This window comes from Brevibacillus fortis (genome assembly GCF_003013395.1).
Classification (GTDB): Bacteria; Bacillota; Bacilli; order Brevibacillales; family Brevibacillaceae; genus Brevibacillus; species Brevibacillus fortis.
Genome location: NZ_PXZM01000029.1, coordinates 107,340 through 130,559, shown reverse-complemented (window position 1 = coordinate 130,559; position 23,220 = coordinate 107,340). Strand labels below are relative to the sequence as shown.

Annotated in this window: 25 protein-coding genes, 1 pseudogene and 1 riboswitch; of the genes and pseudogenes, 17 read left to right on the top strand and 9 right to left on the bottom strand. The window is 46.9% G+C overall.

Features of this window, described 5'->3' with window-relative positions; translation table 11 throughout:
* Positions 1–72: 72 nt before the first annotated feature.
* Positions 73–981: an EamA family transporter gene (locus tag C7R93_RS18050; protein ID WP_106840117.1), complete on the bottom strand. Its 909-nt coding sequence runs from the start codon at positions 979–981 to the stop codon at positions 73–75.
* 288 nt (positions 982–1,269) lie between these two features.
* Here C7R93_RS18050 and rarD point away from each other — a divergent pair, with 288 nt between their 5' ends.
* Positions 1,270–2,178 carry an EamA family transporter RarD gene (gene rarD / locus C7R93_RS18045; protein ID WP_106840116.1) on the top strand — a complete coding sequence of 303 codons (909 nt, stop codon included), beginning with the start codon at positions 1,270–1,272 and terminating at the stop codon, positions 2,176–2,178.
* Positions 2,179–2,248: 70 nt separating this feature from the next.
* Here rarD and pdxK read toward each other — a convergent pair whose 3' ends face one another.
* Positions 2,249–3,076, bottom strand: a complete 828-nt coding sequence (pdxK, locus tag C7R93_RS18040) for a pyridoxine/pyridoxal/pyridoxamine kinase (protein ID WP_106840115.1) — start codon at positions 3,074–3,076, stop codon at positions 2,249–2,251.
* Positions 3,077–3,247: 171 nt separating this feature from the next.
* Positions 3,248–3,421 carry a hypothetical protein gene (locus C7R93_RS30345; RefSeq protein WP_007723176.1) on the bottom strand — a complete coding sequence of 58 codons (174 nt, stop codon included), beginning with the start codon at positions 3,419–3,421 and terminating at the stop codon, positions 3,248–3,250.
* A gap of 220 nt (positions 3,422–3,641) precedes the next feature.
* On the opposite strand from C7R93_RS30345, the gene C7R93_RS18035 reads away from it, so the two are divergent.
* Genes C7R93_RS18035 through C7R93_RS18025 form a run of 3 tightly spaced genes read left to right on the top strand, consistent with a single transcriptional unit; the run spans position 3,642 to position 7,370 of the window.
* Positions 3,642–4,343 carry an ABC transporter ATP-binding protein gene (locus C7R93_RS18035; RefSeq protein ID WP_106840114.1) on the top strand — a complete coding sequence of 234 codons (702 nt, stop codon included), beginning with the start codon at positions 3,642–3,644 and terminating at the stop codon, positions 4,341–4,343.
* 24 nt (positions 4,344–4,367) lie between these two features.
* A complete protein-coding gene (locus C7R93_RS18030) occupies positions 4,368–5,828 on the top strand; it encodes an ABC transporter permease (protein ID WP_106840113.1) in 1,461 nt (486 codons plus the stop codon).
* A gap of 24 nt (positions 5,829–5,852) precedes the next feature.
* Positions 5,853–7,370 carry an efflux RND transporter periplasmic adaptor subunit gene (locus C7R93_RS18025; protein ID WP_106840112.1) on the top strand — a complete coding sequence of 506 codons (1,518 nt, stop codon included), beginning with the start codon at positions 5,853–5,855 and terminating at the stop codon, positions 7,368–7,370.
* A gap of 90 nt (positions 7,371–7,460) precedes the next feature.
* Here the strand turns inward: C7R93_RS18025 and C7R93_RS18020 are convergent, their stop codons facing one another.
* Complete coding sequence (locus tag C7R93_RS18020; RefSeq protein ID WP_106840111.1) at positions 7,461–8,135, bottom strand: hypothetical protein; 675 nt, start codon at positions 8,133–8,135, stop codon at positions 7,461–7,463.
* Positions 8,132–8,932 (bottom strand): class I SAM-dependent methyltransferase, encoded by an 801-nt coding sequence (locus C7R93_RS18015; protein ID WP_106840110.1) that lies wholly within the window; start codon positions 8,930–8,932, stop codon positions 8,132–8,134. The genes C7R93_RS18020 and C7R93_RS18015 overlap by 4 nt, the downstream gene beginning before the upstream one ends.
* A 192-nt stretch (positions 8,933–9,124) precedes the next feature.
* Here C7R93_RS18015 and C7R93_RS18010 point away from each other — a divergent pair, with 192 nt between their 5' ends.
* The 3 genes from C7R93_RS18010 to C7R93_RS18000 are packed head-to-tail and all read left to right on the top strand — an operon-like array spanning position 9,125 to position 12,288.
* Positions 9,125–11,167 carry a hypothetical protein gene (locus C7R93_RS18010; RefSeq protein ID WP_106840109.1) on the top strand — a complete coding sequence of 681 codons (2,043 nt, stop codon included), beginning with the start codon at positions 9,125–9,127 and terminating at the stop codon, positions 11,165–11,167.
* Positions 11,168–11,226: 59 nt separating this feature from the next.
* On the top strand, positions 11,227–11,421 hold the full coding sequence (locus C7R93_RS18005) for a hypothetical protein (protein ID WP_244191575.1): 195 nt from the start codon (positions 11,227–11,229) through the stop codon (positions 11,419–11,421).
* A gap of 12 nt (positions 11,422–11,433) precedes the next feature.
* Positions 11,434–12,288, top strand: a complete 855-nt coding sequence (locus tag C7R93_RS18000; RefSeq protein ID WP_106840108.1) for an EcsC family protein — start codon at positions 11,434–11,436, stop codon at positions 12,286–12,288.
* Here C7R93_RS18000 and C7R93_RS17995 read toward each other — a convergent pair.
* Both C7R93_RS17995 and C7R93_RS17990 read right to left on the bottom strand, forming a co-directional pair.
* Positions 12,263–12,811 (bottom strand): GNAT family N-acetyltransferase, encoded by a 549-nt coding sequence (locus tag C7R93_RS17995; protein WP_106840107.1) that lies wholly within the window; start codon positions 12,809–12,811, stop codon positions 12,263–12,265. The genes C7R93_RS18000 and C7R93_RS17995 overlap by 26 nt on opposite strands.
* A gap of 68 nt (positions 12,812–12,879) precedes the next feature.
* Positions 12,880–13,320, bottom strand: a complete 441-nt coding sequence (locus tag C7R93_RS17990; RefSeq protein ID WP_106840106.1) for a flavodoxin — start codon at positions 13,318–13,320, stop codon at positions 12,880–12,882.
* Between the two features lie 140 nt (positions 13,321–13,460).
* Positions 13,461–13,649: riboswitch (Lysine riboswitch) on the top strand.
* Positions 13,650–13,741: 92 nt separating this feature from the next.
* On the opposite strand from C7R93_RS17990, the gene dapD reads away from it, so the two are divergent.
* From dapD to C7R93_RS17965, 5 genes are all read left to right on the top strand, one after another.
* Positions 13,742–14,452 (top strand): 2,3,4,5-tetrahydropyridine-2,6-dicarboxylate N-acetyltransferase, encoded by a 711-nt coding sequence (dapD, locus tag C7R93_RS17985; protein ID WP_106840105.1) that lies wholly within the window; start codon positions 13,742–13,744, stop codon positions 14,450–14,452.
* Between the two features lie 14 nt (positions 14,453–14,466).
* Complete coding sequence (locus C7R93_RS17980) at positions 14,467–15,681, top strand: aspartate aminotransferase family protein (protein WP_106840104.1); 1,215 nt, start codon at positions 14,467–14,469, stop codon at positions 15,679–15,681.
* Between the two features lie 3 nt (positions 15,682–15,684).
* Positions 15,685–16,818: an N-acetyldiaminopimelate deacetylase gene (locus C7R93_RS17975; RefSeq protein WP_106840103.1), complete on the top strand. Its 1,134-nt coding sequence runs from the start codon at positions 15,685–15,687 to the stop codon at positions 16,816–16,818.
* Positions 16,819–17,093: 275 nt separating this feature from the next.
* Positions 17,094–17,693: a hypothetical protein gene (locus C7R93_RS17970; protein ID WP_106840102.1), complete on the top strand. Its 600-nt coding sequence runs from the start codon at positions 17,094–17,096 to the stop codon at positions 17,691–17,693.
* Positions 17,694–17,805: 112 nt separating this feature from the next.
* On the top strand, positions 17,806–18,168 hold the full coding sequence (locus C7R93_RS17965) for a DUF4912 domain-containing protein (protein WP_106840101.1): 363 nt from the start codon (positions 17,806–17,808) through the stop codon (positions 18,166–18,168).
* 112 nt (positions 18,169–18,280) lie between these two features.
* Here the strand turns inward: C7R93_RS17965 and C7R93_RS30710 are convergent.
* Positions 18,281–18,388: pseudogene (locus tag C7R93_RS30710) on the bottom strand (glycoside hydrolase family 73 protein); the annotation flags it as partial.
* A 101-nt stretch (positions 18,389–18,489) separates the two neighbouring features.
* On the bottom strand, positions 18,490–18,918 hold the full coding sequence (locus tag C7R93_RS17960; protein WP_106840100.1) for a DUF1885 family protein: 429 nt from the start codon (positions 18,916–18,918) through the stop codon (positions 18,490–18,492).
* 181 nt (positions 18,919–19,099) lie between these two features.
* On the opposite strand from C7R93_RS17960, the gene C7R93_RS17955 reads away from it, so the two are divergent.
* From C7R93_RS17955 to C7R93_RS17935, 5 genes are all read left to right on the top strand, one after another.
* On the top strand, positions 19,100–19,648 hold the full coding sequence (locus C7R93_RS17955) for a MarR family winged helix-turn-helix transcriptional regulator (RefSeq protein WP_106840099.1): 549 nt from the start codon (positions 19,100–19,102) through the stop codon (positions 19,646–19,648).
* A gap of 78 nt (positions 19,649–19,726) precedes the next feature.
* On the top strand, positions 19,727–20,026 hold the full coding sequence (locus C7R93_RS17950; RefSeq protein WP_106840098.1) for a DUF3055 domain-containing protein: 300 nt from the start codon (positions 19,727–19,729) through the stop codon (positions 20,024–20,026).
* Between the two features lie 110 nt (positions 20,027–20,136).
* Entirely contained in the window at positions 20,137–20,934 is a 798-nt protein-coding gene (locus C7R93_RS17945; protein WP_106840097.1) for an alpha/beta hydrolase, read from the top strand.
* 118 nt (positions 20,935–21,052) lie between these two features.
* Positions 21,053–21,178, top strand: a complete 126-nt coding sequence (locus C7R93_RS17940) for a GapA-binding peptide SR1P (RefSeq protein ID WP_007723214.1) — start codon at positions 21,053–21,055, stop codon at positions 21,176–21,178.
* Between the two features lie 107 nt (positions 21,179–21,285).
* A complete protein-coding gene (locus C7R93_RS17935; protein ID WP_106840096.1) occupies positions 21,286–23,187 on the top strand; it encodes a hypothetical protein in 1,902 nt (633 codons plus the stop codon).
* Positions 23,188–23,220 lie beyond the last annotated feature (33 nt).

Sequence of the window (23,220 nt, the reverse complement as noted above, 5' to 3'; positions counted from 1 at the left end):
GTATAGCAACAAAAAAAGCGTGCAGAATCAGCTCGTCTGCACGCCATTTATATACTGTTTATTGGAACTGCACTACATTCTTTCCTGCTCGAGGGCGCGAGAAGGGGAGAATAGTTTCCGCCATTTTACTTGCGGTACACAAATGGCAGCAAGAATCATAAAAACGCCACCCCATTGAGGGAGAGAGACAGTCTCTTGAAGCACGAAGCTCGACAAGAGCACGACTGTAGGCAGCTCGACTGCACTTAAAATAGTAGCCAGGCCATTGCCGATCCGGGGCACACCGACTGCCAAACAGAAGATCGGGATGACCGAACCGAAGATCGCAACTATAAGACCGAGCGGTAGCAGACCTTGCAGAAGCTGACCATTTACCAGGAAAGTGGGTGGATAAACGATCGAGAGCATCAGGGCAGCCGTACTAATTGAAATGGCGCTTCGCAAATAGGGATCCATTCCAGGGAGAATTCGTCCGCTAAAGAAAATAACCAGGGCAAAGGTCGCGCCAGACAGCAGACCGAAGATCAATCCCACCATGTCTACACTCTGAATGCCACTTTCGCCAAGTCCGCTTGCAAGAACCGTCCCTGCTCCAAGCATAACCAGAGACACCCATTTTTCAGCGGTCGGCCATTTGCGATCGACAATCGCCTCCAGCAAGACACCAATCCAGGTAAACTGAAAGAGGAGAACGATTGCGAGTGAAGCAGAGACCCGGCTAACAGCCTGATGGTAAAAAAGACTGGTTGAGGCCATCATGAGGCTGGCTGGTGCCAAAAGCATCAAATACTTGAACGAAAACCGTTGCTTGGAGAAAAAGATGGCCATGACTGTCATGATCAAGCCGCCAAAAATCAATTGGCTCCCGCTCATTTCAAATGGGGTAAAGCCGAGTTGAAAAGCATGCTTCATGAAGATTGAGAGGACGCCGTAGCTGCACGCACCGAATAAAACTAAAAAGATAGATCGCCAGTATGTCATAAGTAAAAGTTCCTTTCGTATGACTAAACTCGGAAGAATAATGACTATTGTACTACAGGTATAAAAGTGGTACAATAAAATTTTTGTCCATGCTTCACTGTGCTACTAAGGTAATTTACTAGCTGCATGCATTGGTAATATGGTAACGGACGAAAGTGTAGGGGACCCATTATACTTCGTGAGAATACATAGCTGTTTTTTCATATTTCCGTTACACTACTCGATAGAGAAGAAGTTCAAAAAGTCGTCTATAGAGAAAGAGAAGGCGAAACACATGGAGGAGCAAGGATGAGACAGGGGATTATTTACGCAATTGTGGCGTATTTGGCTTGGGGGTTACTCCCGCTCTATTGGAAGCTGTTTCAGGCAATGGGGGCATGGGAGATACTCGCTCATCGAATCGTCTGGTCTATTATTTTTGTCGCAATCATTATTCAGGTAACGAAACGTTGGCGCAGTATGTGGAGCGCGGTTACTGGTTTTAAAATGTTCGGAGCATTAGCGATATGTTCACTGCTGATCAGCGCAAACTGGCTCATTTTTATCTGGGCAGTAAATAACGATCAAGTCATGCAAACGAGTCTTGGCTACTACATGAATCCTCTCATCACCGTACTGCTCGGAGTCATTTTCTTAAAAGAAAAATTGAATGCCGGGCAATGGCTCGCGCTTGTACTCGCCGCTTTCGGAGTCTTGTTCATCACCTTCCAGTATGGTGAGATTCCATGGGTCTCTCTATCGCTTGCCCTGACCTTCGCTTTTTACAGCTTAGCGAAAAAGGTCGTCCGGATGGAAGCGATGATCGGCTTGGCGTGGGAGACGCTGTTTGTGGCGCCTATTGCTTTCGGTTATCTGTTGATGCTACAGGTCAATGGGACGGAGACGATGACATCCTTAGTGTGGTGGCAACTCTTGTTGCTGACGCTGGCTGGGGTAGCTACTGCCATGCCGCTCTACTGGTTCGCCCAAGCAACGACTAGACTTCCACTTTCCGTTGTGGGCTTCATCCAATACTTGGCGCCTACGATATCGCTCCTATCAGCTGTTTTCTTGTTCGGTGAGCCTTTCACACAGGTACATCTTATCAGCTTTGGATTCATCTGGTCTGCACTCATCGTATTTACAGTGTCTTCCGTGCGCCTGAATCGAAAAGTTGCCCCAATCAAACCCGAGGTCGCCATCAAAAAACAAGCGTAAACATAAGAAAACTCCTGACCTGCCGAGAAGCCTCGGAGATGGTCAGGAGTTTTTGCTTACCAATACGTGATTAGCAAATCGCTTCGCCGTGCTTTTTCATGCGGTACGCACCGTGATTAGTAGGTCCCACATATTTATTGAGCGCAAACGAGTGGCGAATCGCTTCGGTAATAAATTCTTTGGCGACAGCTACTGCGTTGTTCACAGAGCTTCCTTTTGCCAATTCAGCACAGATTGCAGCTGAGAATGTGCAGCCAGCACCATGAGTAAAGCTCGTCTCAAAGCGCTCTGATTCTAATACCTCGATCGTTTTTCCGTCATAGAAAACATCTACGGCATTGCCGCTTTGAAGCTTGCTGCCGCCTTTTACAACGACATAAGAGGTGCCGAAGTCGTGGATGCGCTTCGCCGCTTCCTTCATGTCATCGACGCTTTTCAGTGCGCCCATTTGGCTGAGAATACCCGCTTCGAACAGGTTAGGAGTCGCAACTGTCGCGTGTGGGAGCAAGACTTCACGCAGGCTGACTGCAATTTCTGGATGGAGGGCTTCATCTGCACCCTTACAGATCATCACAGGGTCAACGACAACATTTTTCAGATCATATTGTTTTATTTTACGGGTAGCGAGGTCAACCAGTTCAGTGGTTCCGAGCATCCCTGTTTTTACAGCATCTACGCCAATTCCGGAAAGTACGGTTTCGATTTGTTTTTCCAAGATCGCAACATCGATCGGAAACACTTCGTGAAACCATTCGTTATGTGGATCTTGAGCTACGATAACGGTGAGGGCGGTCATCCCGAAAACACCAAGCTCCTGAAACGTTTTGAGGTCTGCTTGCTGACCAGCTCCGCCGCTGGTGTCGGAACCTGCAATGGTGAGTGCTTTCTTCATGGTCATTGTGATTATCTCCCTTTGTATACCGCTGCACAATCTAAGCGGATCTGTACTGTCATGCACTGTAATGCCTCTCTCTCTATTAAAGAGGAAGAAATCCGTGCTGTCAATAATATCCCCCAAAATATAAAAACCGCCTCCCATAGCGGGTAAGCGGTTTATGTATGTGTGCATTTATGCTTGAGAAGCAGCGTGGTGGAAAGAGAAGCTGATGGTAGTGGACATGGACTTGGAACGCTTGGTTGCAAGTTGTTTGGCTTGCTTTGCTGCCTCAAACATACTGGGTGCCTTGATGATTTCAACCCATCTGCGTGTTGCTGTTTCAAATAAAAAGCGATAGATAGTCATCTTCTTCGACCCTCCATGGTTTGTTGACATCTACATTGTATGACGTAACGGGCTGCAAAAGGTTACATAGCTGTTACATATTTTTGAAGAAAATATTGTTATTTACGTAAATCGTAAATTGTTTCTGAAAGAGCGTTACGTTTTGCGAAATGTTACGTCTTTAGTATGTGATGTTTACGAAAGCTTCCATTTTGAAAGAACGAATGAGGTGCGACAAACGATGGTCAATTCAACAGGAGAGCTGACGGTGACAGCGGTCAATCACAGCTACGGAACGGGAAAAATCAAAGTGCCCGTGCTGTTTGATATCAACCTTCATATCAACCAGGGAGAATTCGTGGCTCTGTGCGGCTCGTCGGGTTCAGGCAAGTCTACGCTCTTGAATTTGCTTGCAGGCTTGACCAAGCCGGAGGAAGGGAGTGTCACGGTTAGCGGAGCAGTGATTTCCAGTTACAGCGAAAACGAACTATGCATGTTTCGCCGTAAAAATATGGGCTTTATCTTCCAGTCATACAATCTGCTCCCAAATCTGACAGCGTTGGAAAACGTAGAGCTTCCCTTGATTTTTGCGGGCGAAAGCAAGAAAAAACGTCGGGAGAAAGCAACGGAAATCCTACACCGTGTAGGGCTGGAAGGTCGTATCCACCACAGACCCAATGAGCTTAGTGGTGGACAACAGCAGCGTGTCAGTATTGCGAGAGCGCTCGTCAATCAGCCAGGCATCATCTTGGCGGATGAGCCGACGGGTAACCTGGACTCGAAGACAGAACAAGAGATTCTCCTATTAATGAGAGAAATGAACAAGGAAAATGGGACTACGTTCATCATCGTTACCCATGAGCAGGAAGTAGCGGAACAGTCCGACCGCGTTATTTATCTCCAGGACGGACGGGTTGTACAAAAAAGGACAAGACCAGCGTAGGCGAGGGTATGAGGTGAACAAACAGTGAAAGTAATGGATTCTTTTCGCATCGTCTGGAGGAATCTGTGGCGAATGAAGCTGCGGACAGCCCTCACGTCGGTTGGTGTCATGATCGGTACGGCTGCAATCGTCGCGATGATGGCACTTAGTTTAGGGCTTAAGGAAAGTGCAGTAAAAAGCTTGGAGAACTTCGGGAACTTGACAGAGATGGACGTCGAGCCGTTGCGTTGGTACGAGGAAAATGGCGAATGGATTGATGTTCCAGAGGATAAAGTCAAGAAGCTGAATATGCAAGCGGTGCAGGAATTAAAAAAGATTCCTGGCATTCAGGCAGTTATGCCGATAAAAGAATTACGTGAGCAAGCGAAGCTGAAGGTAGGTAGACGAGAAGGTCACGTACAGCTTATTGGCGTCGATGTGAGTGAGTCGGCTGCCTATCGCAAAAATGACATTGAAAAAGGAAGCTATCTGACAGGGGCACCACAAGAGATCGTTGTTGCTTTCGATGTCTCCAGAGAATTGCGCGACGTAGAAAAGGAAAAGCGCGAGGAACGGCGAAGAAAGGCCGGCGGTGGCCGTAATGAAATGTCCAACATGCCGCCGCCTGATATCGGTGGCGGAGAAGCACTGGCCTTCAATCTCGTAGACAGAGCAGGGACTCTCATCTTGTCACGAGAATATCGCATCGACGATGAACCGAAATACGAGAAAAAAGAACTGCGTGTGAAGGTTGTCGGTCAACTAAAGAAGTCTGAAGAACGTAACTCGTCAGCAGCGGTTTATGTACCAATTAACGTTGTGAAAGAGCTGAACGAGTGGGTCACGCGCAGTCGAGGTGACGAAGTTGAAGAGGGTGCATCGCGCCGCTCACGCGATAAAGCAAAAAAGGATACATTTGAATTTGACAGAATTACAGTCAAGGTAGAATCTCGGGAAAAAGTCGAGGGTGTCGTCAAAGCGTTGAAGGAAAAGGGCTTTGAAGTATGGTCGCCTGCACGTGAGCTGGAAACCATCAATAACTTCTTCTTCGTCATACAGATGGTCCTCGGAGGAATTGCAGCAATCTCCTTGCTGGTTGCAACCATTGGAATCGTCAATACGATGATCATGTCGATTTTGGAACGAACCAAAGAAATTGGCATCATGAAAGTAATCGGAGCCACTGTGTTGAATATTCGCTGGCTGTTCTTAATGGAATCAGGCTTTATTGGCTTGATAGGTGGACTGGCTGGTCTTGGCATGGCGTGGGGAGCGGTTGAGCTCGTGAACTACTTTGGTGCGTCTGGCGGTCTCTTGGATAGTCTGAACATGGGCTTTGGCGGTGGAGGAGATCCTGAGGCTGAGCCGACAAAGCTAGCGGTCATTCCGAGCTGGCTGGCACTGTTTGCGATTGGCTTCTCCTTTATTATTGGGGTATTGGCGGGAATCTTCCCGGCGATTCGCGCGTCTCGTTTAAGTGCACTGCAAGCGATTCGATCTGAATAAGAGATGAAATGTGGGGAACGTAAGATGAACAAGAAAAAATGGATCATAATCGCCACGGTCGTGGCCGTTCTTGGAGGGGGAAGCTATTACGGCTATTCGTACTTCAAGGGCGAAGAGGTTACAGAAGAAAAGCCAGAAGAAAAACCGAACTTCCCGACAGCGCTCGTGGAACGCGGTGATGTGAAGAAAACGATCAACTCAGCAGGTACAGTGGAAGCGAAGGCGCGTGAGGAAGTCAAGCCAGAGCTCAATGGCAAGGTGCAACGAGTGCTAGTCAAGGAAGGTCAGTCTGTGAAAAAAGGCGATGTCTTGTTCACGATAGACAGCTCGGATGCACAGCTGGAAATTCAAAAGCTAGAGCTGGAAATTTTAAAAGCGAAAAAAGAACTAAGTGAAATTAAACAGAAAAAAGACAAGATCACGGCTACCAAGGAAGGGAAAGTCATCGAAGTCTCAGTGGATGAAGGGCAAGATGTCAGACCAGAAACAGTAGTCGCCAAACTTGCTAATACCGACTATTTGAAAATTATTGGGCAATTCACTTCCTATGAGTCTGAACGATTCAGTGTAGGTCAAAAAGTGAAGGTATTCATTCCGACTTCCATGTATTTTGTGGATGGTGTTGTCACGGAAGTGGATAGAATTGGTGAAAAAGTAGAAGGTGCTGGCGGAATTCACAATGTCGAGGTATTGGTCAAGAAGCCTGGGGCCATTTATGTCGGGGACAAGGGTGTGGTACAGTACACGGATGATAAGGGCCTCTTATATGTAAGCCGAAATCAGAAAGAATTCCAGCTGCCAGATGAAATGGAAATCTTGGCCGGTACGTACGGCAAAATCGGCAAGATCGATGTGAAAAAGGACGATGTAATCAAGGTCGGGCAACAACTGTTCAAGATGGATATGGAAGCGTCCGGTATGGAGCTGATGGAAAAAGAACTAGCGCTAAAAGGGTCCTTATTGAACATGGAGCAGAAAAAGCGTGAAATTGCGAAGAACCAAGTAACAGCGCCAATTAGCGGTGTAATCACCAAGCTAGGTGTAAAAGAAGGCGAAGCGCCAGGGTCAGAACCTGCAGCCATTATTATGGACACAACTTCTGTTTACTTTATGGCAGCCGTTGGAGAGCTTGATATTCCCGCGATTAAAATCGGACAAAATGTCGATGTTTATGTGTATGCGTTTGGTACCGAGCCGTTTAAAGGCAAAGTCGTAGAGCTCCCGAAAGAAGGAAAGAAGGAAGAAAAGGAAGTTCGTTTCGCGGTAAAAGTGGAACTGCTAGACAAGGCTGATTTTAAGCATGGGATGACGGGAGACAACGATATTATCGTCGCCCAAGCACAGAATGTCCTGCGCTTGCCAAGCAATGCGGTTGAAATTCTGGGTCCAGGTCAGGGAACGGTCATGGTGAAAGATCCGAGTACCGGAGATCCAATGCCGAAAGACGTAGAAATCGGTATTGAAGGATATGATTTTATTGAAATCAAAGGCGGCTTGAATGAGGGAGAAGAGGTTCTGGTGACCAACTCCGAAGGCATGTAAAAGCCAATCGAATTCGTTAATATCGACAGCCCCGTTGCCACTGGCCAAAGACCTAAGCAAACGGGGCTGTTTTTTACACGCATACGTTTTTCAACGGTTTGAACACAATTGCAACGTTGCGGAGATGTGCGACGTCAAACTATATAAAGGATGGGAGATTGCACAGCCGTTTTCCTTTGCAAACTGATCGGCAATAGGTGCCATGGAGAGCTGTGCGACTGCAATAGGTTGGTCTGGAAACGTTTGGTGGAGGTGATACAGGGCGTCCTTTATCGCTTCTCTGTACGCTTCCTGCTTGTTTTCCATGAGTAGGGCAAAAGCATTTTCGACGATGTTTATTTGAATCTCTGGATGAAGGTTGCGGAAATGGGCGTGTTTCACGAGACGCTCCATCGTAGGTTGGACAGTAGCGGGATTGGAGAACAGCAGAACTTGTGGCTCAGTATGCTGGGCAAGCTCATGAAAAAAGGGTCCATCGATTGTGAAGATTGGGACAGTGGCCATTGCCTCATCCTCTGGTGTTACCAGCGAGGCATACTGCGTGCAAGTGATCACGATAGCATCTGCGGCGCAGCTCTGCATCCAGGTTAGTTGATCACGTAATTTGGCATGTGATTGCTCCTTGGTATGGACAGGTGTTCCCACGTTTTGCAGGAGTAGACCTGGATCAACAAAATGAATGAGCTCTACGTCAAAGGTTGCGAACGCATCTGATAAGAGGGAAATATTCGAATGATGTCCATGGAGACAGGCAATACGGGTCATCGTGCAGCTCCCCCATGTAGAGCATCGTTCTCTGATTTCTTATGGGCAATGACGCGAATGCGCTTGTAATCGAGCACCCAGTTACCCTCTTGAAACAAAGCAGGACGCAGTAAGCGAGCGACGTCCCTACATACCTGTTGGATTTCATCTGAGGACAATCCCGCAAAAAAAGGACTGCAAAAAGAATTCAACCAATGCGAAAGCCCCAGGTCCCCATCAGCCATGACAGTGGGACGATCAAAATGGGAGGCAAGTACAACGTGGAAGCCTTGCTTTTCCAAAAGGGTCGTGTACTCTCCCATGCTGGGAAAATACCAAGGTGAGCGCTCATCTGCCGATATACCTTTTCGTGCTAAAACAGTCCGTAATGCCTTTGTTATTTGTCCGCAATTGCCGTGTCCTCCAAATTCGGCAACAAAGCGTCCACCGGGAGTAAGAGCCAACCAAATGGTTTCAACAACTTCTGCAGGACGTTTCATCCAGTGAAGAGCGGCATTGGAAAAGACAGCGTCGTAGCTGACATCTGTTCGATACGTATGCGCATCGGCTACTTCAAAGGCTAACTGCGGATATTTTTGGCGAGCAGCCTCAATCATGGCGGCAGAAAAGTCGATTCCTGTCACATTAGCTCCCGCAAGCGATAGTTGAGCACACAGATCGCCTGTACCACAGCCTAAGTCAAGAATGCTTTCTCCTGGAGCCGGCAGTAGCCAGTCCATTATCTCTTTGCCGTATTCCGAAACGAAATTCATTTTGGTGTCGTATAGCCCGGCATTCCATTGATTGGTTTGTGCCATCTGGATCCCCTCCCTTTCATCAAATTTTTACCGACAGGGTGATATAAGTCAAATCTATATTAATTATAAACTGAATAGCATTTAACTATATCTAGAGGGAGAAAAAGCCATCGATTGTAAAGGATATTTCGCCGTTTTTGTCGAATGATCACAGTTGATAAAATTGTAAGGAAGAAAGTAGGAGGACAATTCGTGAAAAAATGGGTTGTAAAAGCACTTCTAGTGTGTTTGGCAACTGGCACCTTTTTGTCAGGTGTGTCAGTGCCGACAGCCATCGGGGCCGGGGCAACAGCATCCATGAAAAAAAACAGCCAAGTATCTAAGCCGATCCGGCAGCAGCCTGTTCACGATATGGTTATCTTTAACGATTATCAGGTTGCAGGATTGGATTCAAATGGTTGGAACTGGGTGAAGAACGATGAGTTTATTCTTCCTCCAGAGACGCCACTTGATATTGACGTGATACAGACCACTTATGGAACTGGCACTAACCTCAATCGGAAGGAAGTTTTATTGGATGGAGTAGAGTTAACGGAGTTTCAAGCGGAAAATACCTCGTCACAGACTTCTTTCAAATGGCAAGTACCTCGGTTTACCATTCCAGCGGAAAAGCTGTCTGCTGGCTCGCATACTTTGACCTTCATGGTAACGGATGCCAAAGGGAAGAGCAGTACATTGCATGTGCGATTTCTGGTAGAGGCCAAAAATTACCCGAGCATATTTAATGGGGAAAAGGCAGAGGGAGAACCAGTACCAAATGGCGGGCAAACGGCCATTTTTGGAACGATGGGTTCACACGACTTTACCAGTTCTGTACCGGGCACATGGAAATTAACAAATAAGTCCACGAGTACAGAGATGAGGTCTGTTCCTGCGACAATATTTTCGACGGGTACATTATTAACGGGGCAGTATGAGCTCCTCTTTGTTCCGGACGATACAACCATGTCACCTTGGATGACGACGATTCAAGTAGGCGTTGCCGAGCTGTACATGGGAACGGATACAAGCGGTCAAAAGCTGACGCAAGATCAAAAAATTACAGCTCCAGCAGCACCAGGGAAGGTTCCGTTGTATTCGCCAATCCCAGGAAGATGGTCGGTGAACGGAACAGGACAAACCTTGACAGACGCGCAACATTTTGAGGTGGATATTCCTGAGAGACTGGCTGGAATCACAATCACGGTTACCTTTGAGCCTGTTACGGTGCAAAAAGAGACATCGTCTTTGTGGAGCGATACTTCGGCGACAACGGTTCAAATACAAGTTCCAGGTGCACCAAATGCCTGCGGCCCTGCTAGTGGAAATGTCACGATGGATGTGTTGATGAAGCAGAACGAGCAATCAACACCGAGGGTAGAAAAGATGAACCTGTATTCCTCTGATAATACAGTCAAGCTGTATCAAAATCCTGTTCATATGATCTGGCTGGCAACTGCTGCCGAGCACATCGAATATGGAAGCGAAGCAGATGATGATGAGGGGCCAGGTGTATGGGCGATTGATAACGTCATAGTCGACGAGAGCAAATTGAATTGGGATCACACAGCATTGCTGTTGTCCGGCTATAAGCCAGGGCGATACAAAGTCAACTACTATAGCAAAAGAGACCCGGCGCAAGTATGGTGCGGCTACGTTCAAGTGATAGAAGATTTGCCTCCAATCAAGTCGTATCCAGCATGTGAGCCGGGTGACACAGGCGTATCTCCGTCAAGTGCACCACTTCTTCTTCGTAGTGAGAGCGGCAAGGAATACCGGGATGGACAAAAAATTACAGTGAACGCAGGCGATGATCTCGAAGAATGGGAAGACCTAAAGCTGATCGCTACCCATGCTGAGCTTGTCGGGTCCAAAAAGATCAGAGATAAGAGCGAAAAGACGGCCTACTATATGCCGAAATTTGAATGGAAACATGGCGAAATCGGTATTGGTGCCAGTAGGAAGCACAGTAACGGTACCATTTCCTCAGAAAATCGGATCGAGATCTTTTCCGGGGAGGAAAAGATCGCCAGCATCAAGCCAAGCAAAGGTGATGGCGACGATGCTGACGGGCTTGAATCACTGAATTTGAAAAAGTATATCGATACGGATAAGCCTGGAGAATACAAGATCAAGGTAACGAATACGCTCACAAACAAGACCTGCACGGTTATCAACTCGAAAAGAAAGTACAATAAGAAAACCGATGTAAATGAGCGTAATGAAACATTGACGATTACAATTGAAGTGAAGTAGGTAGGTAGACCCCCTTGCATTTGGCATGGGGGTTTTCCACTACAAGGGGAGGAAGTCCTGTGACAAATGAGCAGAAGGCGATCTTGGAAAAGTTCGGGTTTCAGATTGAAGGAGAGCAAGTGAAACATTTGAAGCTAGGAATCGTAAGAAATAAAAAAGAATTCGTCTGTCACGCCACGTCAGAAGAGTTGCAGGACTATATCAAGTCCATCTTGCGCAACCAATGTCAGTGGAAGCGAGGAGAATCTGTGTGAGCTGCCAGGAGGTTGTTGGGTTTGAGGGAGTCTAAGGAGACATTGGTTACAGCATTACGTGAAGTGGAGGCTTGGGAGAAGGATCAGAACGACTTGTGGTTCTGGGAAAAGCTTGGCAGGCTTCCTTTTGTTCTGTTGGATCGGATTACGCCTGCATTCGTTCAAGAGAAGCTGGGAAAAGCCGTAGATGAAATGGCAGCCTTTCTTGAGACAGGTGGAACTTATTTGGTGCAGGATGAACCGATTTACAAGCGCTTTCGCAAACGGTTAGAGGAACAGGGCACGCCTGTTATTGGCAAGGAAGAGATGGCTGCTGTGCCGCTTACAATCATGAATGATGTTGCGATGGAGCTGAAGGATTCGCGTGCGAATTTTGCCACTGTACAAGGTGCGACGACTGGCTTCGGAGGGATTTTTACCCTCGCGATCGATATCCCGTTATTGATGGGGACATCCCTCAAAGTATTACAAGAGATGGCTCTTGCCTATGGCTATCAACCAGAAGAGAAGAGAGAGCGGCTGTTTGTCGTCAAATGCTTGCAGTTTGCCTCGTCAGACATCGTAGGGAAAAAAGCGATACTCACTGAGCTCTCGCGCTTTGATGATCCAAATGCGCAGAGAGAGGTGATGGCGCAATTGCAGGGATGGCGTGAAGTCGTGGTAACGTACACAGAAAACTTTGGGTGGAAAAAATTATTTCAAATGGTGCCCATTGCGGGTATTTTGTTCGGAGCTTATTTGAACCGCTCAACCGTACAGGATGTCGCCGAAGCGGGGATGATGCTGTATCGCAAACGGCGCATCCTGGAGCGGCTACGTGAAAGCGAAAAGAGCGAGGAGATTAATGAGACCACTCTTCAGCAGTAATGGCGTAGATGAGATGGTCCTCCCATACACCGTTAATTTGCAAATAGCGTAACGAAAGCCCTTCTTTGCGAAAACGGTTTTTTTCTAAAATCCGAATGGAAGCTTTATTGCGAGGCATGACAGCAGCTTGCACCCTGTGCAGTCCAGCATCTGTTAAAGCAAAGAGAAGGGCGAGATTTACTGCGGATGTCGTATAGCCCCTGCCATTGCACGACTGATCCATAAAGTAGCCAATCGTCGCATTTTGCCATGCGCCGTGTACGACATTAGACAATGCTACACGTCCAATCATCTTTTCGGATTCTCGGGAGAACACGCCAAAAGCATAGGCAGTGCCACGTTCAAAATCTTTTTGTGCTAGTGAAATCTGCTCTTGTTGTCCTGCGAGGGTCAAAAAAGAAGCGGGACGGATCGGCTCAAATGGTTGAAGAAAGTCATGATTACGCAGCCGAAGCTCTAGGAGCTCGGCTGCGTCTTGTTGGTGGAGAGGCCGTAATAGAATCTCATCTGTATGTAATGACATGAGATCAATCCTCCTAATAAAGTTGGATTGATAGTATATCATGTGCCAGAGTATTTGGTAAATGCAATTTAGCCGAGCAATTCAGCGAACGATACACCAAATGCTTTGCAAGTTTCCACTTCTTTTGCAGTAGGAGAAAGCTCGATTTTCAATCCTTCCATCGGCGTTTCCGCGCCACGCTCGCTCGCTTTTTTCAGCAAAATATCGACAGCTGCACCGACATGCTCATAAGCGGAGTCGCAAGAGCCAAAAGCGACAACCTTTTTCCCGCTGAGGTCAATATCGTTCATTTCCTCATAAAAATCCATGCATTCGTCTGGCAGTTCGCCATCGCCCCATGTGTAGGCGCCAAGAAGAATTCCGTCATAAGCCTCGAGTTCTTTTGCGCTCGCATCCATCACTTCTTTTATCTCCAGCTCAGCACCAGTTGAACGAATACCTTCTGCAATTGCTTCAGCAATTTCCTGTGTATTCCCTGTCATGCTCGCGTATACCATCAAAATGCTCATAAAACGTAAAACCTCCAATTAGATAATGAGTATCATTCTCACCAATAAAAATAATGAAAATGAGAATCGTTGTCAATAACTTTTTTCTTATTGCCACCTTTCATTGATTTTGGTAGAGTTAAATAAAATTAGAATAATGTACTCTAAATAGAGGTGCGCCGAAGAAGAGTAAGCCTTTTCGTAATCTGTCAGGGGACAGGAGAAGGAAGAAAGGCTAAAGCGCCGAAGCTTATGCTATGCCCCTACGTAGCACAGGCTGGGGTGTCTCATGAAAAATGATCATCCTGTCACAAGGGACCTGTGTCTTATTGTGGAGCGCTATTTATGATTTGCTTGTGTAGTATCAAGAGCAATGAGATAGCGAATGCACTCATTGCTTTTTTTGATTTACCATGCTGCTATTTTTGAGGAGGATGTAACAATGAACATGATGGATGCCAACGAAATTATCGCGTTTATTCAAAAAAGCGAAAAGAAAACACCGGTAAAGGTATATGTGAAAGGGAATCTGGAGGGAATCGACTTCGGTGCGAGCTCCAAATCTTTCATTACTGGCCCGACGGGTGTTGTTTTTGGTGAGTGGAAAGAGATTGAGCCAGCGCTCGCTGCTAACGCAGACAAAATTGAAGATTATGTAGTAGAAAGCGATCGCCGCAACTCCGCCATTCCGTTGCTGGATACTAAAGGGATTCAAGCTCGTATTGAGCCGGGGGCAATTATTCGTGACCAAGTGACAATCGGTAACAACGCGGTCATCATGATGGGTGCTTCCATTAACATCGGTGCAGTCATCGGTGAAGGTACAATGATCGACATGAATGTTGTGGTAGGTGGACGTGGAACCATCGGGAAAAACTGCCACATCGGCGCGGGATCGGTTATCGCGGGCGTTATCGAGCCGCCATCTGCACAGCCAGTTGTTGTCGAGGATGATGTTGTCATCGGAGCAAATGCTGTCATTCTGGAAGGTGTACGCGTAGGAAAAGGTGCTGTAGTTGCAGCGGGTGCTGTCGTGATTGAAGATGTACCTCCATACGTGGTAGTTGCGGGAACACCTGCACGCGTAATCAAGCAAATCGATGAAAAAACTCGTTCCAAGACAGAAATCAAGCAGGAGCTACGTCAGTTGTAAGGGAGAGAGTGCACATGGACTGGCGTTCGCTCGATGAACAATATATCGTCTCCACTTACAAAAGACTTCCGATTGCCATCGAAAAAGGTGAAGGAAATTACTTGTACGATACGAACGGAAAGAGCTATCTCGACTTGTTTACCGGACTCGCGGTAAACGTTCTGGGGCATTCTCATCCGCGCATTGTACAGGCACTGCGTGAGCAGGGAGAGCGCTTCTTGCATATTTCCAATGTATTTTTAAACAAGCCGGCGATTCGTTTGGCCGAGCGTTTGGTTGCGAACAGCATCAGTGGGAAAGTGTTTTTCACCAACTCGGGTGCAGAGGCCACAGAATCTGCGATCAAGCTGATTCACAAATGGACAAAGAACGAGGGAGCAGGTCGTGAAGGCATCGTTGTTTTGCGCAACAGCTTTCACGGTCGAACACTTGGAGCCGTGCGTTTGACGAGGCAGGCTCACGTCTATCAAGACTTTCCTCAGCCGGCTTTTCCTGTTTATGAACTGGATGCGGAGGACACGGAAGGGTTGCGAGCGATTTGCCAGGAAGCAAGGCCCGCTGCGGTCCTCATGGAGCCAGTCTTGGGTTCGGGCGGTGTGGTGCCGCTAACGGAAGCGTTCTTGCGAGAAGTAGCTGCGATCTGTGAACAAGAAGGCATGCTCTTTGTTATGGACGAGATCCAGACAGGAATGGGCAGAACAGGAAAGCTGTTTGCTTATGAGCATGCAGGCGTAACACCAGACCTTATCCTTTTTGCCAAAGGGATAGGGGGAGGGCTTCCGCTCGGCGGTGTCATCGCTGGTCCAAAGCTGATGAACCAGTTCAAACCGGGGGATCACGGAACGACGTTCGCACCATCACCACTGTCTGCTGCCCTGGGGAATGTCGTGTTGGACGAATTGCTTGATCCAGCTTTCACCGCTCACGTAGAAGAGGTGATTGCGTACCTGTGGTCGGGATTGGATGCGTTGCGAAAGCGTCTTCCAGATCAGCTGCAATCCCTTCGCGGGAAAGGAATGATGGTTGGAATTCCGCTCTCTTCGACCCCAGAAGAGGTAAGCCACTTGCAGCAAGCATTGCTTGACGAAGGAATTCTCGTTGACGTGACGCAGAAAACGATTGTTCGTCTGCTTCCGCCACTGACGTTGACAAAAGCCGATGTGGATCGTTTCCTTGCTGTGTTCGAGGAGCAATTAACAGCAAGAACGGGTACGAAAAAGGAGACGTAGACCATGACGACTTCCTTGTTTACACAAATTCGCCGAGACCTGCACCAAATACCGGAGCCAGGCTTCGCTGAAGTGAAAACGCAACAATACTTACTCGATTATTTGAATAAGCTTCCCCATGAGCGAATCGAGATCAAAACGTGGCGGACAGGCATTTTGGTCAAGCTGGCAGGATTGGAGCCAAAACGATTAATTGCCTGGCGGACGGATATGGATGGCCTGCCGATCGCAGAGGAAACGTCCTACCCGTTTCCCTCGCTTCATGAAGGATACATGCATGCATGCGGGCATGACATGCATATGGCAATTGCTCTTGGACTCCTGACGCATTTTACCGAGCATCCGATAGCAGATGATTTGCTGTTCCTCTTCCAACCGGCAGAAGAAGGTCCTGGCGGTGCGGAGCCGATGATGGAAAGTGAAGAGTTTGCAGGGTGGCGACCGGACTTTATTTTTGCCCTGCATATCGCGCCGGAATATCCAGTTGGTCATATTGCGACGAAGCCTGGAATTCTGTTTGCCAACACTTCTGAGTTGTACATTGATTTGGTTGGCAAAGGGGGGCATGCAGCCTTCCCGCATAAGGCGAACGACATGGTGGTTGCAGGAAGCCATCTGGTGACACAGCTTCAATCGATTATTTCGCGCAATATTGATCCATTGGATTCTGCCGTCGTAACGATTGGCAAGCTGGAGAGCGGGACGAAGCAGAACATCATCGCGGAGAAGTCCAGGCTAGAAGGGACCATCCGAACCTTTTCGATGGAATCGATGGCACTCGTCAAGAGCCGTATTGAATCTCTCGTAAAGGGAGTGGAAACAGGCTTTGAGTGCCAAGCTACGATTGACTATGGTGTTGGCTACTGCCAGGTTTACAACGAGGAGCAGCTAACGACAGACTTCATGCAATGGGTACAGGAACAATGTGAAGATGTAACCCTCATCACCTGCAAGGAAGCCATGACAGGAGAAGACTTCGGCTACTTTTTGAAAGAAATTCCCGGATTTTTGTTCTGGCTGGGTGTGCAGACGCCATACGGCTTGCACCATTCCAAAATTGAGCCGAACGAAGACGCGATCGAGGTCGCTATACGACTGGTCTCCCGGTATTTTACATGGCTTTCGCAACAGGAGTAGCAGGTGTCAGGAGCAAAAAAAGAGTGGCTTGATAGCCGCTCTTTTTTCTGTGCCCTTCCCAACGGATATTCTCGTCAAGAGTACAGAAGTAGTTATTAACATCTCTGTGCATAAGTCTTTCTTCCTAAGCTTTTTGTGCTTGTGGATAATGTGGATATTGTTGAAAAAACTTATCAGGGCAGCACAACTATTTCCTTTTCCAAACGTATAAACTAGAGAGAAGAAATTCCGGAAAAACAAGCGCTGCCGCGCACACATACAGGAGGATTATTGACATGAAAAAAGCATGGTTATCGGCCTTGTTGGCGTTGACTGTAGCAGCAGGGGTGGGGAGCACTGCCGCGATGGGAGAGGGTGCGATGCGCGTATTTTTCGGCGCTGAAACGGTAGCGAGTGAAATGCCTGCATCCAAGGCTGAATCGGTAGGAACATTAGTGAACAAGCTCGGTGGTTTCGCCGATTACGATCAGCAATCAGGAAAATTGCAAGTGATTAAGCCAAACGTGAATATTATTGTGGTCGAAGGGATTCAGCAGACCCGTAATAAAAACGTCGTTTTCAGCAACCCTGTCAAAGGATACAGCGACAAGAATGTGCCGCGTACGTTTAACGTGTTCGTAGAGGTCGATGACGCGCCTGTAGCCAAAGATTTGCGCATGCAACTCGTGTTGATCGGACCAGACGGCAAAGAAGTATCCAAAGGGAAAGAGTGGAAATACTCCACGCAAAATGCAAACAGCTTCTATTTCTCTGAGCCTTTTGTATCTACTAAACTCGAAGCATACGGCACTTATAAAGTACAAGTTCAAATGAAATCCGAGAAATTCACTTCTTATGTAAACGTTGGTGAAAATTCATTTGCAGTTGGGCGTTAAAAATTATGGCTTGGATGCGTTTCCACTTTGCATGTCCCCGTGCTATAATAGACGGAAAAGCCAATATACTTAGTGGTAGCAAGTACATGAAAGAAAGGAACGATGGGAGCGAATGGAGACAAATCCCCCGCGATCGTCCACAGATGTAGAAGGCCCGAGTATACGCATTGCCTGGAAAGATGAGCAATCCATCCAGGCAGAGTGGAGCATGACGAAAGAGTTCGAGCAAGAAATAGAGCGAAAGTTTGCTATACCGTTTGCTGAACTGCCTTTTGTCCTACGCCTTTTTGATGTGACGGACCGCAAAGAGATCCGAAATGATGGCACTGACCTTTACACTGATTTTGATATCAACCACCGTTCTTCCGAATGGATATTGTACGGAGTGACGCAAGGATTGGAATATTGCGTCGATCTGGGAATTCGGATGGTGGACGGAAGGTTTTATTCGCTGTCCAGGTCTCAAATGATTTGATCAACGTGCTCAAGCAACGTACGACTGAGGCAACTGCTTTTTTATACGAAACAGCCCCATTACCCACGAGATATGTTTGTGGCAATGGGGCTTTTGATTTTTATTCATGCACTCATGGCTTCTCTCGCTGTTTGTCCAGCAGGCGCAGGGCAACCGCTAAAACAGCCCATACTGGCATGGGCTCGTCTAATTTTTTTAGCCAAATAGGCGAGGTCAGCAAGCATAAGCACGGAACTGGGAAGTACGTGTGACCGTCGTTCCGTTTTCGACCTGAACAGGAAAAAACAGCCGATATTTCTCGACTGTTTTAACGTTTTTGCATTATGGCTTTCGAGGCTGGAAGTATTGAATACGCTTGTTGAAGAGGTGGAGCTCTCCTTTATAATCGCGTGCCAAGTATCGACAGTACTCATTTGCCTTGTTTTTATCGCCGTGCGTCGCTGATTCAGGAAGGGACACTTGTATGTAGTGCTTCTCGGAACCGTTTTCATTTTTGCTCCCGACTCCCACAACGATGGCTTTGTACATGTTTGGGTCTTTGCCTTTGAGAAGGAACCACGAGTCCTTTCCTTCAGAGCGTTCTTCTAAGGTGTAAGGGAAAGCGGCGTCAGCATAGGTCCAGCCCAACTGCTTTCCTGTTTTTGTGGTCATGTCAACGTATCGCGTAAACTTGGCTTTCACGTCGTCAATACTTACAGATGCTGCGGTAGAACCATCAACGAAATAGATGTAGGCCGATTGAAGTTTCACGACTGCACTCACTCCTAGTACCGGTATTCTGTGCGTTTAGTGTAGCATTGTCTTCCACTCTTTGGCAATGAGGCAGTTGGCGACGGAAAACAATTGCGCGTTTTTTCTGAAAAGTGTAAAATATATATCATATTTATATAGCCGTTAGATGAACGATAAAGGATCATGGAGGAATATACGCATGCAGGAGGCCTCAATTAGACACGTATTCGAAGCTTTAAACACCATGCGCGCCATCGATGTGGTGAACAAAGAAGACTGGGAGCGGGCAGCGAAGGAAGCCGAATTGGATTCCTCCGTGCAGTTAAACATTCTCTGGATCATCTACTGTTATGAAGGTGTACGCGTCACGCAAATTGCAGATTGGACCTTCTGGCATCCCTCATCGATTGTCATTCATATCAAGAAATTAATGGAGAAAGGCATGGTGACCATTGAGAAGTCGGAGTTGGATGGACGCGTGGTTCACGTATACCCGACGGAAAAAGGAAAAGAAGTATTGGAAGCCAGTCGAAGAAGTGTACCAGATATTTTTAGATTGACGTATGCATTGGAGAAAATGGAGGAACGATACAGTACAGCAGTAGTTGAACTGTTCTTTGAATGTCTTTCCTTTGTCGCGCAATCGTTGCATGGTGCAGAAAAAGTGAGATGGATTCAAGAAGGAGAAGACAGGGTTATTAACCCGACGCGTCTGGTAAATGATGCTATTTGGGTGGCAAAATCGTGATTTTTCGCTTATACTAGTTAATAATCCGAATTTTCCACGAAATTCGGATGCCAAAATACTGTTGAGGAGGGATTGCTGATGGAGCACTACGACCACTTATACGACGTTTCGGAGAACGCTAATGTACGTTTCCTTGGTTTTATCTCAGAGGGAACTCGTTACGACTTTGGCATGGTATTCACACACAAGTTTTATGGGAAGCCGTTGGTGATCTGTATGCAAACAGGGCAATCGACTCTTCTCAGTTCAGAGGATGCGGTGAATCCAGGATACCTGCAAAAAATTTTCAGGCTGGATTCAGAGAACGAGGCAGTCGCGCTTGCTGAATTTTTCCAGGAGCATTTACCGACCATTCCATTTGAAGAAAATCAGTATTAGGTAACGAGCAGAAGTTTATCTTCTGCTCGTTTTGGTTTTTCGGTAAAAAACGGTCTTATCCGTTTTTTAGTATAATCGAAAGAAATCAGGCAGTAGGAGGAACAGTGAGGATGGGTGTACATAAATGGTCGGCCAAAGCCTCTCGGGGAGCAATTGTTCTCGTCCATGGAACGGGAGAGCATCATGGGCGTTATGAGCATGTAGCAGGTTATTTCAATCAGGCAGGCTGGGACGTATATGCGGAAGATTTGCCGGGATGGGGGCGCTCTCCTGGGAGGCGGGGTCATATTCAATCATTCGAAGACTATTTGTCCCGCGTGCGCGAGTGGACGAGTACCGCTCTAGCAGATGCGTCAGGAGAGAAGCCGGTATTTTTAATGGGGCATAGTCTGGGAGGTCTCATCGCGACTCGCTTTATTCAGACAGATGAGCAGAGTAAAGAGCTGGCAGGGCTGATTCTCACATCGCCATGCTTGAAACTAAAACTAACTGTACCGGCGTGGAAGGAGCAATTGGCACAGTTTCTCGATCGGGTCTGGCCAACACTCGTCATGCCGAATGGAATAACTCCCGATATGATATCGCGTGATGAAGCTGTTCAGGCTGCTTATCAGAACGATCCGCTCAATTATTCCAAGGTAAGTGTCAGATGGTTCACAGAATTGAACCGCTCTATGGAAAAGGCGTGGGAAGAAAGAAGTCGAATCAAACATCCAGTCCTTGTTTTGCAGGCTGGTGGAGATACATTGGTTGATGCGGATGCAGTCGAGCAGTTTACAGCGGGCCTTCCAGACAGACAAACGTTTCAACGATTCCCAGGCTTGCGGCACGAGATTTTGAATGAACCGGAAAAGGAAGAAGTTTTGCAAGAAATGGTGAAATGGTTGAATGACAATATTCCAGCTTAATGTGACATACTAATTATCATCAAATGCATCTTGACTCCGAATGTGGTGGCATATTAATATGAATGTAACATAATATTTGTAGGGATATGTGAATCAATTGAATGCGGAGGGGACATAGATGGGAACTATCGTATGTCAGACTTGCGGAACCATCATCGAGCATTTTGAATGTAATTCAGTGAAAACGCTTTATGCGGTATGCAACTGTGACTGCCGACCTGGTGAAAGACAGGAAAAAGAATAAAAAAATAGTCAACAGGCCCATGTCGAGGCCTGTTTTTTTTGACAACCTTTTCCGTATGGAGGATAATGGAGAAGTGTGAAAATCGTTGCAAAAGGAGGAATTGTTTCATGAAGCGAAAACCGATGCAGGGAATGCTGGCCGCTGCACTTTTGGTCACATCTCTGTGGAGCGGGACACCGGCGCTTGCCTACAGTATTGGTGATGAAGAAAAAATCGACGCAAGCAAGCCTGAAATTTCCGGAGCTGGTTATGACATTTCCAAAAAATATGCCGTATGGATGGTTGAAGGGGAAGAAACCGTAACCCTTTACAATCTCGATAAAGGTACGCAAACTCAAATTGGCGACAAGGAATCTGAAAAGACGAATCCAAAAGTCGATGGTGAGTACGTCGTGTGGATCGACTCCCGTGATGGAGGTTCGAACGTCTACTTGTACGACATCGCGAAGCAAAAAGAAACCCGTTTGTCAGACGGCTCAGCATCTGTCGATGGAGTGGAGATCGGGGATAAAAACGTTGTCTGGACAGATAACGGGGACGTTTATCTGCACAAAATTTCCACAGGAGATACAGAGATCGTATCTGCGAGTGGAAAAGCAAGCAATCCAGTGGTAAGCGATGCGTATGTCGCATGGGAAGATGAGCGTGATGGCAACGGCGATATTTATTATTACGATATCAAAGCCAGAGAAGAAAAGCCGGCTGTAGTCCAAAAAGGCGAGCAAGGGCGTCCTACCATCTCCTCCAATAAAATTTTGTACGAGAATCGCTCCCACAACCAGATCTATGTGTATACCATCAGCAATGGCAGAAATAAAGAATTGACGAACGGTTCGAGTGACAAAGAATTTGTACATATGTACAAAGACGATTATGTGTATTCTGAAAATAATAATCTGACCTATCGCACCGTTGATAAATCGTCCAAAAAGAAACTTGATTCCAACCTTTATGGAAATGTAGGGCCGAAAATTTATGGCGACTATGTATTGTATGCCAAGAAGGACAGTAATAAAAGGCTCCAGCTTCACCTGTATGATCTGGACGAGAAAAAGCAAGTTCCGCTGGGGAGTGTAGGTGGCGATCCTATTGATCCGAGTGGTCACGATCGTTATATCGCTTATGCATCAAAGTCTAAGAATAACAATTCCATCGTTCTTTACGATATGGTAAAAGGAACGAGCAAATCCATCAGCGACCCAGATCACGATGCAGCTCGCCCTGTCGTAAGTTCTCGTTATGTTGTCTGGTATGATCAGCGGGAAGACGCACTCTTCTCCTACGACATTCGGAAAGGCGTCCAAACGCAGATTACAAACGAAGATGATGATCAAAAGCCGAGTGAGAAGTTCTATGAAATCGACGGAGAGCGCCTATTGTGGGTCAATGTCGATCGCAGAGCAGAAGTGATCATCACAAATCTGTCCACTGGAAAGCATACGGAGGTATCAAGGCTGAAAAGTGAACCGCTAAGCGTTGATATTTATCAAAACTATGCGACCTGGGTAGTCGAAGAAGGTAAAAAGAAAGCAACGATCGTTCTCTACGATATCGAAGATGATAAAGAGAGAGAAATTCGTAGTAACGTAAAAGTCGAGAAAGCAGAGCTTGGCGATGATTTCGTGGTTTGGAGCGAAGATACTGGCAATTCCAAAACAGGTTGGGATTTGTATTATTACAACATCGACCGTCAAAAAGTCAATCCGTTGCTGCGCTATACGGACGGTGACCAGAAAAATCCACAGGCTTCACGAAATATGATTTTGTTCGAAGACAATCGACTGTCCGGGAAAGGCAAGCAGTCCTACTATGAGCTGTATGATTTCGAAGAGGGGTCATTTAGCGATATCGAGTGGGATGATGATGCGGAAATGGAAAAACCGCGCATGGGTGGAAATCGCATTGTCTGGATAGATGATCGTGACAAAGAGCCTTACGTTTACACGTTGGCTTTCGCTCCGGGTGACGACGAAGACGACGATGACGATGATGAAAAAGACAAGGACTGATTCTGAATAAATAGAGTCAGGCTTCGCTAGAGA

Bases quoted from the DNA above. Each gene is read 5' to 3' on its own strand.
- C7R93_RS18050 (WP_106840117.1), bottom strand. From the start codon at position 981: ATGACATACTGGCGATCTATCTTTTTAGTTTTATTCGGTGCGTGCAGC.
- rarD (WP_106840116.1), top strand. From the start codon at position 1,270: ATGAGACAGGGGATTATTTACGCAATTGTGGCGTATTTGGCTTGGGGG.
- pdxK (WP_106840115.1), bottom strand. From the start codon at position 3,076: ATGACCATGAAGAAAGCACTCACCATTGCAGGTTCCGACACCAGCGGC.
- C7R93_RS30345 (WP_007723176.1), bottom strand. From the start codon at position 3,421: ATGACTATCTATCGCTTTTTATTTGAAACAGCAACACGCAGATGGGTT.
- C7R93_RS18035 (WP_106840114.1), top strand. From the start codon at position 3,642: ATGGTCAATTCAACAGGAGAGCTGACGGTGACAGCGGTCAATCACAGC.
- C7R93_RS18025 (WP_106840112.1), top strand. From the start codon at position 5,853: ATGAACAAGAAAAAATGGATCATAATCGCCACGGTCGTGGCCGTTCTT.
- C7R93_RS18020 (WP_106840111.1), bottom strand. From the start codon at position 8,135: ATGACCCGTATTGCCTGTCTCCATGGACATCATTCGAATATTTCCCTC.
- C7R93_RS18015 (WP_106840110.1), bottom strand. From the start codon at position 8,932: ATGGCACAAACCAATCAATGGAATGCCGGGCTATACGACACCAAAATG.
- C7R93_RS17995 (WP_106840107.1), bottom strand. From the start codon at position 12,811: ATGTCATTACATACAGATGAGATTCTATTACGGCCTCTCCACCAACAA.
- C7R93_RS17990 (WP_106840106.1), bottom strand. From the start codon at position 13,320: ATGAGCATTTTGATGGTATACGCGAGCATGACAGGGAATACACAGGAA.
- dapD (WP_106840105.1), top strand. From the start codon at position 13,742: ATGAACATGATGGATGCCAACGAAATTATCGCGTTTATTCAAAAAAGC.
- C7R93_RS17980 (WP_106840104.1), top strand. From the start codon at position 14,467: ATGGACTGGCGTTCGCTCGATGAACAATATATCGTCTCCACTTACAAA.
- C7R93_RS17975 (WP_106840103.1), top strand. From the start codon at position 15,685: ATGACGACTTCCTTGTTTACACAAATTCGCCGAGACCTGCACCAAATA.
- C7R93_RS17970 (WP_106840102.1), top strand. From the start codon at position 17,094: ATGAAAAAAGCATGGTTATCGGCCTTGTTGGCGTTGACTGTAGCAGCA.
- C7R93_RS17965 (WP_106840101.1), top strand. From the start codon at position 17,806: ATGGAGACAAATCCCCCGCGATCGTCCACAGATGTAGAAGGCCCGAGT.
- C7R93_RS17955 (WP_106840099.1), top strand. From the start codon at position 19,100: ATGCAGGAGGCCTCAATTAGACACGTATTCGAAGCTTTAAACACCATG.
- C7R93_RS17950 (WP_106840098.1), top strand. From the start codon at position 19,727: ATGGAGCACTACGACCACTTATACGACGTTTCGGAGAACGCTAATGTA.
- C7R93_RS17945 (WP_106840097.1), top strand. From the start codon at position 20,137: ATGGGTGTACATAAATGGTCGGCCAAAGCCTCTCGGGGAGCAATTGTT.
- C7R93_RS17940 (WP_007723214.1), top strand. From the start codon at position 21,053: ATGGGAACTATCGTATGTCAGACTTGCGGAACCATCATCGAGCATTTT.
- C7R93_RS17935 (WP_106840096.1), top strand. From the start codon at position 21,286: ATGAAGCGAAAACCGATGCAGGGAATGCTGGCCGCTGCACTTTTGGTC.